This is a genomic window from Rhodococcoides fascians NBRC 12155 = LMG 3623, from assembly GCF_001894785.1.
Lineage (GTDB): Bacteria > Actinomycetota > Actinomycetes > Mycobacteriales > Mycobacteriaceae > Rhodococcoides > Rhodococcoides fascians.
Genome location: NZ_BCWW01000005.1, coordinates 41,644 through 53,789 on the forward strand (window position 1 = coordinate 41,644; position 12,146 = coordinate 53,789).

10 protein-coding genes are annotated in these 12,146 nt (G+C 64.3%); 9 read left to right on the top strand and 1 reads right to left on the bottom strand.

Annotation, left to right across the window (positions count from 1 at the left end):
- Positions 1–12 precede the first annotated feature (12 nt).
- From RFA01S_RS13010 to RFA01S_RS13025, 4 genes are all read left to right on the top strand, one after another.
- Complete coding sequence (locus tag RFA01S_RS13010; protein WP_238325178.1) at positions 13–1,356, top strand: serine/threonine-protein kinase; 1,344 nt, start codon at positions 13–15, stop codon at positions 1,354–1,356.
- Positions 1,357–1,387: 31 nt separating this feature from the next.
- Entirely contained in the window at positions 1,388–2,731 is a 1,344-nt protein-coding gene (locus tag RFA01S_RS13015; RefSeq protein WP_032408470.1) for a flavin monoamine oxidase family protein, read from the top strand.
- Between the two features lie 157 nt (positions 2,732–2,888).
- On the top strand, positions 2,889–4,952 hold the full coding sequence (locus RFA01S_RS13020) for an AMP-binding protein (RefSeq protein WP_032408235.1): 2,064 nt from the start codon (positions 2,889–2,891) through the stop codon (positions 4,950–4,952).
- A 415-nt stretch (positions 4,953–5,367) separates the two neighbouring features.
- Entirely contained in the window at positions 5,368–6,036 is a 669-nt protein-coding gene (locus tag RFA01S_RS13025) for a response regulator (protein WP_032366150.1), read from the top strand.
- 7 nt (positions 6,037–6,043) lie between these two features.
- On the opposite strand, the gene RFA01S_RS13030 is transcribed toward RFA01S_RS13025, so the two are convergent.
- Complete coding sequence (locus RFA01S_RS13030) at positions 6,044–6,412, bottom strand: LytR/AlgR family response regulator transcription factor (RefSeq protein WP_228139412.1); 369 nt, start codon at positions 6,410–6,412, stop codon at positions 6,044–6,046.
- A 75-nt stretch (positions 6,413–6,487) separates the two neighbouring features.
- Here RFA01S_RS13030 and RFA01S_RS13035 point away from each other — a divergent pair, with 75 nt between their 5' ends.
- The 5 genes from RFA01S_RS13035 to RFA01S_RS13055 all read left to right on the top strand — a co-directional run bounded on the left by RFA01S_RS13035 (position 6,488) and on the right by RFA01S_RS13055 (position 12,117).
- Positions 6,488–8,308, top strand: coding sequence for a sensor histidine kinase (locus tag RFA01S_RS13035; RefSeq protein ID WP_081371331.1), 1,821 nt, complete (start codon positions 6,488–6,490; stop codon positions 8,306–8,308).
- A 117-nt stretch (positions 8,309–8,425) separates the two neighbouring features.
- A complete protein-coding gene (locus tag RFA01S_RS13040) occupies positions 8,426–9,247 on the top strand; it encodes an alpha/beta fold hydrolase (RefSeq protein WP_032366147.1) in 822 nt (273 codons plus the stop codon).
- 40 nt (positions 9,248–9,287) lie between these two features.
- Positions 9,288–10,121 carry an NmrA family NAD(P)-binding protein gene (locus tag RFA01S_RS13045; RefSeq protein ID WP_032408233.1) on the top strand — a complete coding sequence of 278 codons (834 nt, stop codon included), beginning with the start codon at positions 9,288–9,290 and terminating at the stop codon, positions 10,119–10,121.
- On the top strand, positions 10,082–11,737 hold the full coding sequence (locus RFA01S_RS13050; RefSeq protein WP_080731017.1) for an MFS transporter: 1,656 nt from the start codon (positions 10,082–10,084) through the stop codon (positions 11,735–11,737). Before RFA01S_RS13045 ends, RFA01S_RS13050 begins: the two co-directional genes overlap by 40 nt.
- Complete coding sequence (locus RFA01S_RS13055; RefSeq protein WP_052060882.1) at positions 11,737–12,117, top strand: VOC family protein; 381 nt, start codon at positions 11,737–11,739, stop codon at positions 12,115–12,117. The genes RFA01S_RS13050 and RFA01S_RS13055 overlap by 1 nt, the downstream gene beginning before the upstream one ends.
- The last annotated feature ends 29 nt before the right edge of the window (positions 12,118–12,146 follow it).

Below are 12,146 nucleotides of genomic sequence, written 5' to 3' on the forward strand. Positions count from 1 at the left end.
CGGTGAACATTGGTGGGTGCGAACTCCGACGATCACCTGTTCGCGGGCAGATATCGTCTGGGCAACGTCGTGGGGCGCGGCGGAATGGCAGATGTCGTTCGAGCCGACGACGACGTCCTCGGTAGGCCCGTTGCCGTGAAGATATTCCGTCAGGGTGAACCCGCACATACCGATGCACGGATCGATGCCGAGATCAGGACGCTCGCGTCGCTGTCGCATCCTGGCCTGGTGACGTTGTACGACGCCGGTACCGCCCCCGACACCGGCGGTATCCGAGTGCCGTTTCTGGTGATGGAGTTCGTCGACGGCCCCACTCTGAACGGCTACCGCGCAGGCCGCGCACTACCGGGCGATCTCGTCGCCCGGATGGGACACGAGATCGCTCGAGCCCTTGCCTACATCCACCACCGCGGCGTCATCCACCGCGACATCAAACCGGCCAACATCCTGGTCGCCCGAGAGCCGGCGTCGGGCACGGGACACTGCGTGAAGCTCACCGATTTCGGTATCGCTCGCATCGTCGACGCCGACCGCCTCACCGAGCACGGCACCACCGTCGGCACCGCTCACTATCTCAGCCCGGAACAGGCGACGGGCACCTCTGCGGGGCCTGCAACCGATATCTACAGCCTCGGATTGGTTCTCATCGAATGTCTTACCGGCGCAATGGTGTTCGACGGCAGCGCGGTAGCCGCAGCCGTGGCGCGCTTGCACCGCGACCCCGAGGTACCCGAGCAACTCGGGCCCCAGTGGCATTCGCTGCTGACGACGATGACGGCCAGACATCCCGAAAACAGGCCGACGGCGGACACCGTGGCCGACGCCTTACACAGTCTCTCCAGCGAACCGCCACCACCGCCGGCCACTGCGGTCCTGCCCGTCGCGAACTCGACAGCGGTTGTCGCCGAGCAGGATTCGGCCCCTCGACATACGGAGGGTTCACGGCGTCGCGGTCTTGTCCCTCTGGCTGCGGCCGCACTGTTCGTCGCCGTCGCGTCGGCAATTGCCTGGATGGCAACCGGAACAGGCGACGAGCCGATCGAGACATCGCCGTCCACATCGGTCACCGCTCCGACCAGCCCGGCACCCGTGACAACCTCATCCGAGTCCTCGATGCCGGTTGTCTCGAACCTCCCCCAGGACGTGCCCGCCCCCGCCGTCGAACAGGTGCCCGCCGAGCCGCCACAACCTGCGGCTCCACCGCGAAACGGGAACAACGGCAACGGTAATGCGGGCAATGGCAACTCCGGCAACGGGAGTCCAGGCAACAGCAACGGCAACGGCAACGGCAATTCAGGCAATGGGAACTCCGGCAATGGGAACTCCGGCAACGGCAACCCCGGCCGTGGGAACTGAGCATGTCGGCAACCAATGGAACGGACAGAGCATGACGCACGTCGACACCGTGGTGGTGGGAGCCGGCATTTCCGGTCTCACCGCAGCACGCATTCTGCACCGTGCGGGTCACCGTGTGGTCGTTCTCGAAGCCCGCGACCGCATCGGCGGACGAGTGCACACCCTGCGGACGGACGGACAGATTCTCGATGTCGGTGCGTCCTGGGTTCATGGAATCGACAACAATCCGCTGGCCGACGCGGTACAGGCTTTCGGCATTCCGACCAGCGAGTTCACGGTGGGGAGTTTTCAGCCGGACGGACGGCCCATCGCGTACTACTCACCGAACGGACGGCGTCTGAGCGAGGACGAGGTTGCGAGCTTCGCGTCGGACGTACACGTCGTCGACGAGCTGCTGGCGGCGACCATAGTGACATCGACCCTGGGCACGTCGTACGGGGATGCCGTGAACAGCACCGTGAAACGGCTCGCATGGGATCCTGATCGAATCGAACGGGTCCGGGAGTTCCTGGGTCACCGGGCCGAGGAACAGCTGGGTGTCGACCAGGGGATGCTCGATGCGCACGGGTTGGACGACGACGCGATCGAGGGTGACGAGGTCGTCTTCCCCGAGGGGTACGACCGGCTCGCGGTCTGTCTGGCCGACGGGCTGGATGTACGACTCGGCCGTGAAGTGACACGCATCACATTGAGATCGAACAGCTCCTCCGTCGAGACTCTCACCGAGACGTTCTCGGCCGACCACATCGTGGTGACGGTTCCGATCGGCGTCCTGAAGTCACCGACCTTGCTTATCGAACCGCCGTTTCCCCATCCGGTGTCGACTGCGCTGGACGGACTCCAGATGAACGCGTTCGAGAAGGTGTTCCTACAGTTCCCGCATGCATTCTGGGACGAGGACGTCTACGCGATTCGGCAGCAAGGGGAGGCCGGGCGTTGGTGGCACTCGTGGTACGACGTGACCGTGCCGCAGGGGTTGCCCACGCTGCTCACGTTTGCGGCGGGGCCGTGTGCACAGACGATCCGGCAGTGGTCCGACGCACGTATTGCCGAATCGGTGCTCGACGCGCTTCGTGGCCTCTACGGCGAACGCGTGATCTCCCCGCAGCGGGTGCATGTCACGCGATGGCAGGACGACCCGTTCTCCCGCGGCGCTTACTCGTACCCGGCAGTCGGCTCGCGACCGAGCGACCACGATGATCTGTCGACCCCGGTCGGCGGAGTTCTACACCTGGCCGGCGAGGCAACGTGGACGGACGATCCGTCGACGGTGACCGCGGCATTCCTGTCGGGACACCGAGCTGCGGAGCGAATCCTGGCCCGCACGGTTCCGTTCGACGAGCTCTGGGGCGGCGGCGAACTTCGTCCCGATTAGACGGAGATTCGCGTTTACTTCCCGAAACCGCGCACCGGGATTACTATGACGACTTCATCCAGGCGGATGACCCGTTACCGGTGTGCGCTGCCATTCTTCTGGTCGGTGCCGATGTGGCAGCGGCGCTGTTCGACACGGCAAGGCACAGGGGTGGACCATGGTTTCCGACGTCATCGACTGCAGCACGGTCTTCGCACACGACGTCGAGCAAGTGTGCGGGGTGCTCAGTGCGGTCGAACTGTACCCGCGATATTTCCCCGGGCTCGGGTACTGCCTTCTCAGCGAGTCGGCGAACCGCTACACGTGCGGCGTCGGTGGGGTCGAGCACGCACTCGAAGTCGTGGTGAACAGACGTAACCGGCCGATCATCACCGTCGAGCACGTCGAGTCCGGCGGTTTCATCAGATTCACCCTCAGCGCGCGTTCACCGAGCGAGACCAAGATCGATGTGACGATCTTCAGAGCCGGCCTGGCCGGAACCTACTCGCCGCAACCCGAACACAATCGGGCAGTGGTCGACTGGGTCATGGGTGGCCTGAACAGGTTGGCCGAGTCCCTCTCCGGCGCAACGACATCGATCGTGTCCAACGCCGGCGATTCCCGGTCGCTACAGCTTGCGGTCCTCAAAACGATGATCGGTACCGGCGTCGTTCGTGCCGCGCGTCCTGATCGCGCATACCGGCAGCTGAACTCGCTGGCGAAATGGGGCTTCACCCTCGGCGGTGGCTTCGCGGCCGCCGCCGCCAAGTCACCGGACGAAATTGCCGTGATCGACGATCGCGGTACTCGCACGTTCGCAGAAATCCACCTGCGATCGCATCGGATAGCAGCAGGGTTCGCCGCATCCGGAATTCGCCCGGGAAACACGGTAGGAGTCCTGGCCCGCAATCACACTGCCATGATCGAATGCGTCGTCGCCTGCGGCATGCTCGGTGTCGAGGTCGTACTTCTCAACACCGGCCTCGCGGCCCGCCAGATCGAGACCATCTCGAGTCGTCACCAGTTGCAAGCGCTGTTCGTCGACGACGAATTCGACAAGATGGTTCGCTACCTCCCCAACGACGTCCTCCGCGTCAGCCTGTCGGCTCATACCGTCGTCGCGGGCCGTCGCACTCTGGAGCATTTCGTCGCGGCTCCGTCCGCCACGTTCGACAGACCGCAACGGCCCGGATCCGTTGTCGTGCTGACCTCGGGCACCAGCGGGTCTCCCAAAGGTGCACTTCGCCCGACCCCACGCGGCTTCGGGACCGTCGCGGCCATGTTGTCCCGCATGCCACTTCGTATGAACGAGCGCATGCTGATCGCTGCGCCGATGTTCCACAGCTGGGGGCTGGCGGCGTTGCAGATCAGTACACCGCTGCGGGCAACCGTGGTTCTGCAGGATCGATTCGATCCGGAAGAGTGCTTGCGGGCAATCCAGACTCATCGGTGCACGTCGCTGATCGCCGTCCCGATCATGTTGCAGCGCATACTCGATCTACCCGAGTCCGTGCGATCACGCTACGACACGTCCAGCTTGAAAGTCGTCGCGTGCAGCGGTTCGGCGTTGACGGGGTCGACCGTCTCGCGGTTCATGGACGCGTTCGGAGATGTTCTGTACAACTTCTACGGTTCCACCGAGGTCTCGTGGGCGACCATCGCCACACCGCAGGATCTGCGTGCAGCTCCCACTACCGCGGGTCGGCCGCCGCTCGGCACGACCATCGCCGTACTCGACGCCGACGGCGCAGTGGTTCCGACCGGCACTCTGGGCCGGATATTCGTAGGTAACGACATGCTCTTCGACGGCTACACGAACGCCGAGCCTCCGTCGACTGCTTCGGCTCGCGGTGCCGCACTCATGGATACCGGCGACCTCGGGTACATCGATTGCAACGGGCGGCTCTTCGTGTGCGGGCGGGACGACGAGATGATCATCTCCGGCGGCGAGAACGTGTTTCCCGGGCCGGTGGAGGACGCCATAGCCAACCTTCCTCAGGTCGGCGAGGTAGCGGTGGTCGGCGTACCCGACAACGAGTACGGTCAGCGCCTCGCGGCGTTCGTCGTCGGTCGTGGTGCTGCAGGCCTCGACGCAGATATGGTGCGGGCCTACATCCGAAATCGACTGAGCCGGTTCTCCGTGCCGCGAGACATCACGTTCCTCGAAGAACTCCCCCGAACCGCGACCGGCAAAGTGATCAAGAGGATGCTGATCGAACCTCCCACGGCCGCCGGTATGTAAGCCGGCACGTCGACTTCCTCACCACCCCGCCTTCCGACTCCACCCCGAGAACTCTCAGTTGTTTGACTGTTCAGAATCTGAGACTATTTTGGGAGGAAGCGACACCCGTTCTGCGGGTGAGGGACGGAAGGGACGGAATGGCGATGTCGAGGTCATCGGATGAACCCCGTCAGGCTCGCGCCGCCCAGCCCGGGGATGCGTCGTCGTCCTTCCTGCAGTTGTTTTTCGAGGCAACCCGTGAGAACGGCCTCTCCCCCGGGCCGAGTCCGAACCGTGGAATCCACGACGACCGATCGAGCGACTGGAGAATCGCGAAACCGAGTCGACACTCGAAGCGCGCAATAGAGTCGAATGACTGATGACAGCTCACGACGCCGCAGCCGATACTTCGAACCCGACGGGTTCGAGGAGCGTGATGTCCCAGATACGAGTAGTCATCGCCGATGACGACGTGTTGCTGCGAGAAGGCCTGGCCAGTCTGCTCACCCAGGCGGGCCTCGATGTCGTGGGCCGGGCCGGTGACGCCGAGGAGTTACTGGCGTTGCTCGAGAAAGATCCACCGGACCTGGCGATCATCGACATCAGGATGCCGCCGACCTACACCGCCGAGGGGCTCGACGCGGCTGTGAAGATTCGCGACCGTTTTCCCGACGTCTCTCTGCTGCTCCTGTCTGCTCACGTCGAAGTCGATCACGCACTCGAACTGCTCGACAGCGCGAACAACACCGCCAAGGGTATGGGTTACCTGCTCAAGAGCCGCGTGACCGACATCGCCGACTTCGTCTCGACGATCGATCGAATCGCGGCAGGTTCGTCGGTCATCGATCCTGCACTTGTCTACGAACTGGTTGCGGCCAAGCGTCGAGGTGATCCCCTCGGCGCGTTGAGTTCTCGCGAACGGGACGTCTTGACCTTGATGGCCGAAGGGCTCTCCAACGCGGGCATAGGCAGACGGTTGTGGATCACCGAAGGAACCGTCGAGAAGCACGTCCGAAGCATCCTGACCAAGTTGGACCTGTCGGAAACGGCCGACGATCACCGTCGTGTGCGAGCGGTGATCCTGTATCTGGACACCGTCGGGTGACCCGCCGTCAGGTGCCCAGCAGGGCCTCGATCGCGCTCGCCGACAGCTCGAATTTCGACAGGAAACCCAGGGCGGAACTGTTGTTCACCAGGTCTGCAAAGTCCTCCTCGTCGTGTGTCGACACGAGAATGACGGCAGGCGGAGGCGTCAGATCCTGGGCGTCGATCGCTTCGACCACGTCGAACCCACTGTCGGCACCCAAGTCGATATCGACCAGCACGAGATCGGGGTGGGTGGACAGCACTGCATCGATCGCCGAGGCGAGTGAGGTCGCCGTGCCGACCACCGACATCCCTGCCGATTCCAACAGTCTGCGTGCAGCGACACAGAAAGCGTCGCTGTCGTCGACGATCAGGCACTGCAGGCGGGAGGGCATCACTCTGTCGAGAGTGTCAGAGACGGCTCGGGTCGGCATTACCGCTAGCGGTAATTCGAGCAGTCGGATATGCCGATGACGTCGGACGCCGCCCTCCGCGACCGGCTCGTCACTGTGATACTCCGGCCGAGTGCGCCGCCGGTCGCCTGCGGAATCGCAGTGGCCGCAGCCGCCATCGCCGTCGAGATACTCGTTGTGCTGACGCTCAAACGGGTGTCACCCGAGAATGCTTTCGGTGCGATATTCCTGTTCGGAGTGCTGATCGTGTCTGCGGGGTGGGGCTTTCGTCTGTCGATCGCGACATCGGTCGCCAGTGCCGGCGCGTACGCCTACATCCATGTACTCGAAAGCAGTGAGAGCCTCGTCCCTGCACTGATCGTGTTTCTGGCACTGGCGCTTCTGACCAACGTGCTGGTTGGCCAATCACGGTTGCGCGCAACCGAATCCGATCAACGTCGACGAGAAGCAGATATGTTGGCGGCGTTCGCCAAGACCATCTTGCGCTCGGACCACACCCCGACAATGCTCGATGTTGCCAGCACCCGGCTGGCTGCGGTCCTCGACCTGCCCTTCGCGGTGTTGAAGCAAGGGAATGCCGACGCGTCCGTGGGGCAGGAGAAAATCCTGCTTCGGGACGGGGAGGTCGTCACCGCGTCGCTGCTGGTTCCCGCCGATCTCGATAGCGTCGATGCCCGCCGTATCCGCCGTGTCGTGCCTTCGTTGGAGGCTCTTCTTGCCGCCGCCCGCGACCGTCAGGACATGCACCTGCGTACCGTCGCGCTGGCACGCCAGCAAGCGTCACTGCGGAAGGTCGCAACATTGGTGGCGCTGCGGGCCGATCCGGATGACGTGTACCTCGCAGTCGCACACGAACTCACCGTCGGGTTGGACAACGAACATGTTTCGGTGATCCGCTACGGCGACGGGTATTACACGATTCTGGCGATCCGCGACGACTCCGCCGGTGAGCGCGTGCAAGCCGGTGATCGACTGCCGATCGGTGGGCAGAACGTGGCCACGATCGTCGCCGACACCGGCCGCGCCGCTGCCGTCGACTTCACCGAAGCGACCGGCGGTATCGCTGAGCGACTGGAGGGCAGGGGTATTCGCTGGGTCGAAGGTGTACCGATCACTGTCGACGGCAGTACCTGGGGTGCCGTCATCATCGGCACGACAGCTACGCAGTATGCGGCCGGCGGTGAGACCCGAGATCGACTGGCCGACTTCGCCGACCTCGTTGCCACTGCGGTCTACAACCACGACACACGAGTTCAGCTGACGCGGTCCCGGTCCCGCGTGGTCGCCGCAGCCGACCAAGCCCGCCGAGGTATCGAGCGTGACCTGCACGACGGTGCCCAACAGCGAATCGTCTCTCTCGGAATGGAATTGCGCGGCGCCCAAGCCGCTGCCCCGGAGAATCTGACCGAGCTCCGCGCGATGTTGGACCGCAGCGTCGAGACGCTGTCGCAGGTGCACACCGACCTCCGCGAACTCAGTCGCGGCATCCATCCCGCAATCCTCTCGCGCGGAGGACTCGCACCGGCACTCAAGACGTTGGCCAGACGCAGTCCGATTCCCGTTGCCCTCACCGCCGACATTTCCTCCCGGATGGACGAATCGGTGGAAGTGGCTGCGTACTACGTGGTCGCCGAGGCGCTGACGAACACGGCCAAATATGCCGAGGCCACCGAAGTCGACATCACCGCGCACCTGACCGAGGACAGCTTGGAACTGACCGTGACCGACAACGGCCGCGGAGGTGCCGATCCGAGCACAGGGTCGGGTTTGATCGGATTACAGGATCGGGTGGCCGCAGTCGGCGGCGAACTGACCATCGCCAGCCCACCCGGGGGTGGCACGACACTGTCGGTCCACATCGGTCTGTCTACCGGCTAGCAGGTAGCGGCGCCACCGGAATCTCCTCCCCCGCGTTGGATGGCAGCGGCGACGCTTTCGACCCGGGAACGGACGAATGTTGTCGGTACCCAATCGAACCGAACCAAGGAGCAGGCCATGCCGTACATCACCACCACCGACGGAACCGAGATCTACTACACCGAGCAGGGCACCGGAAAGCCAGTTCTGCTCAGTCATGGCTGGCCACTGTCCTCGGATGCCTGGCAGCTCGAACTGAAGCTTCTCGCAGACGCCGGCTACCGCGCCATCGCACATGATCGCCGCGGCCACGGCCGGTCCTCGCAGACTGCCGTCGGCCACGACATGGACACCTACGCCAAGGATCTGGCCGAACTGGTCGAGGCCCTCGACTTGCAGGAACTCACCCTCATCGGACACTCGACCGGTGGCGGCGAGGTCGTGCGGTACGCCGCGCAGCACGGTGGCAGCCGCGTCGCTCGGGTGATCACTGCCGGTGCCGTTCCCCCGGTCATGCTGAAGTCCGAGGCCAACCCCGAGGGCACGCCGATCGAAGCACTCGACGACATCCGCAACGGCGTTCTCTACGATCGATCGCAGTTCTACAAGGACTTGTCCGAGCCGTTCTTCGGTGCCAACCGTGAGGGCTCCGCCATCTCCCAGGGCGCCAAGGACGACTTCTGGCGACAGGGGATGCTGGTCAATCTGACTGCTGCATACGACTGCGTGAAGGCGTTTTCCGAGACCGACTTCACCGAGGATCTCAAAGCGCTGACCGTCCCGATCTTCATCGCCCACGGTGACGACGACCAGATCGTGCCGATCGCCGCGGCGGCACTGAAAACCGCAGAACTCGTCCAGCACGGCACCCTCAAGGTCTACCCCGGTGCACCGCACGGAATCTACGGCGATTACCAGAAGGCCTTGGACGCAGACATTCTCGCCTTCATCGCCCAGTAGCAGCCCCGCTCTCGCCCTCCGGAACAAAGGTGACAACACGATGATCAGACCGTACGCAGTCGTCGGAGCAACCGGAGGGCAGGGCGGCGCGGTGGTGGATGCCCTGCTGGCGCGGGGGCTACCGGTGCGCGCAGTGGTGCGGCGTCATTCGGCCCGCGCGGATCGGCTACGTGAGCGAGGTGCCGAGATCGTCGTCGCGGACATCACCGATCGGGAATCGTCCGCGGCTGCACTGAGAGACAGTGCCGGTGCGTTCGTGATGACGACGCCGTTCGAGGACGGTCCCGCGGCCGAATTGGCTCAGGGCGCAGCCCTCGTCGATGCGGCGATCGCCGCGGAGGTTCCGCACGTGGTGTTCTCCTCGGTTGCGAGCGCTGACCGCCGCACCGGCATACCGCATTTCGAGACGAAGGCCGAAACCGAGGCACTGCTGCGTCGAGCTGGGCTGTCGTACACGATCGTCGGCCCCACCTACTTCTACGACAACCTTCTCGGCGGACTGGACGACGTCATGGCCGGCCGCCTCGATCTGCCCTTGCCGCTCCACACTCCATTACAGCAGCTGTCGCGGCGGGATCTGGGGCGGTTCGTCACCCTCGTGTTGACCGAACCCGCGCACTTTCGCGAGATGCGAATCGATCTCGCGTCGGACGATCCGAGCTTGGAGGCCATGGCGAACACTCTCGGCGACGTTCTCGGAACCTCGGTGCAGCCGTATTCGAGCCGGGCACGGGACATAGGTTCCGAGGACATGAGAGCGATGTTCCAATTCTTGACCGACGTCGGATACGACGCGGACATCGACGGCTTGCGCACCCGATATCCCGAGGTCGAATGGCAGACATTCGCGCAATGGTCGGCGGGACTGGCGTGAGCGCCACCGACACCACGCCGGCAGCACCGTCCGCGTGGTCACCGCTACGGAATACCGTCTACCGCAGCCTCTTCATCGCACAGCTGGTGTCGAACATCGGCGGCTGGATGCAGACCGTCGGTGCGCAGTGGTTCCTGGTCGAACGTGAGGCGTCGACCACCATCATCGCCGCCGTGCAGACAGCAAGTCTGTTACCCACCCTGTTGCTGGCCCTGCTGGCAGGCGCGCTCGCCGACGCGCTCGATCGCCGCGTTCTGCTCATCGCGGTCGGTGCCGGTTCGATGCTGACCGGAATTATGTTGACCGCACTGGCATGGACCGACACCTTGTCTCCGTGGGGATTGCTCGCCTGCACATTCGTATTGGGTTGCTGGACATCACTGTCCGCTCCCGCCTGGCAGGCCATTCAGCCCGAGCTGGTGAGCCGTGAAGAAATCCCGGCCGCCTCGGCGCTGGGCAGCGTGACCGTCAACGGGGCGCGGGCCGTCGGACCGGCGCTTGCCGGGGTACTGGTGGCGTTGGCCGGGCCGACCTTCGTGTTCGCCATCAACGCCGCCTCCTTTCTCGCAACGTTGAGCGTGCTGATTGCATGGAAACGCCCGAAACATCCACAAACGGATCGAGAAGGCCTTGCCGAGTCGATCCTGTCCGGGGTCCGCTACATCCGGTCCGGCCCGATCGTTCGACGAATCATTCTGCGCTCGGCGTTGTTCGCCTTCCCCGCCTCTGCATTGTGGGCGCTACTGCCATCGGCTTCGTCGTCGGTACTGAAATTGGGCTCGGTGGGATACGGCGTGTTGTTGGGCGTACTCGGGGTCGGAGCCGTGATCGGCGTTGCCGCCACACCGATGCTCCGAAAACATTGCGGCGCAAACACCTTGCTCGTCGGCTCTGCTGTCGGGTACGGCGTGGGAATGGCAGCGCTCGCGTGGCTTCCGCTGTGGGCGGTGGTCCCGGCGCTGTTGTTGTCCGGCATTGCCTGGATCACGACGTTGACCGCACTGAATGCGTCTATCCAGCTTTCGCTCGCCACCTGGGTTCGAGCGCGCGGGATGTCGGTCTACCTTCTGGTCTTCATGGGTTCTCAGGCCATCGGCTCGCTCGTGTGGGGATGGTTGGCGTCGAAGATCGGCATCGTCGACGCACTCGCGGTCGCGGTAGCCGCCTTGGCATTCGTCGCTGCGAGTGTCGCAGTCCTCCCCCTGCGACCCGAGACCGGCGTGCTCGACCGTGCGGTGTCCATGGCGTGGCCGACCCCGACCGTGATGTTCGAACCCGATCCGGACGACGGGCCGGTGCGGATCACCGTTACGTACCGAGTGGTCGACGACGCTCTGGAGCAGTTTCTGACGTCGATGGCTCCGGTCGGGATCGCGCGGAAGCGAACGGGGGCGTACGCCTGGAACCTGTACCGGAGTCTGGACGTCGAGGACACCGTGGTCGAGCAGTTCACTGTGCCGTCGTGGAGCCAGTACCGACGTCAGCGAGAAGAACGGTGGACCGGCTCCGACCACGACGTGGTGCAGAAAGCGCTGGCCCACACCGTCGACGGTGCTACGCACACCGAAACCCATGACATCGCACTGTCGGTGCGAGCGAACCCGAACGGACAATGATGGACAACGCACTCTCGGGCGTGGGGAACGTCTTCTACTTCGCAGACGACCTCGCCGCCGCCGTCGACTGGTACCGAACGCTCCTGGGCACCGACCCCGTCGACGTACACGAGCAACTCGCCGCGTTCGACGTCTCCGGTACGCGACTCACCGTCCACGTCACCGATTCGTACAACCGCCCCGCGGGGACTGCAGGATCGGTCTCGTACTGGAACGTCGACGACGTGGACGCAGTGGTCGCCAACTGCGTCGATCGCGGAGGCGTCGTGCATCGAGGGCCGAAATCGGTGTTCACCGGTGAACGTCTGTGCCAGGTTCTCGATCCGTTCGGCAACCTGATCGGCTTCAGACAGTTCGCCAACGGGAGGAAGCGCGCCTGACGACACAGGCTCGCGCATAGAGCCGGCGA

Coding starts and splice junctions, on each gene's coding strand:
- RFA01S_RS13015 (WP_032408470.1), top strand. CDS start 1,388: ATGACGCACGTCGACACCGTGGTGGTGGGAGCCGGCATTTCCGGTCTC.
- RFA01S_RS13020 (WP_032408235.1), top strand. CDS start 2,889: ATGGTTTCCGACGTCATCGACTGCAGCACGGTCTTCGCACACGACGTC.
- RFA01S_RS13025 (WP_032366150.1), top strand. CDS start 5,368: ATGTCCCAGATACGAGTAGTCATCGCCGATGACGACGTGTTGCTGCGA.
- RFA01S_RS13030 (WP_228139412.1), bottom strand. CDS start 6,412: ATGCCCTCCCGCCTGCAGTGCCTGATCGTCGACGACAGCGACGCTTTC.
- RFA01S_RS13035 (WP_081371331.1), top strand. CDS start 6,488: ATGACGTCGGACGCCGCCCTCCGCGACCGGCTCGTCACTGTGATACTC.
- RFA01S_RS13040 (WP_032366147.1), top strand. CDS start 8,426: ATGCCGTACATCACCACCACCGACGGAACCGAGATCTACTACACCGAG.
- RFA01S_RS13045 (WP_032408233.1), top strand. CDS start 9,288: ATGATCAGACCGTACGCAGTCGTCGGAGCAACCGGAGGGCAGGGCGGC.
- RFA01S_RS13050 (WP_080731017.1), top strand. CDS start 10,082: ATGGCAGACATTCGCGCAATGGTCGGCGGGACTGGCGTGAGCGCCACC.
- RFA01S_RS13055 (WP_052060882.1), top strand. CDS start 11,737: ATGGACAACGCACTCTCGGGCGTGGGGAACGTCTTCTACTTCGCAGAC.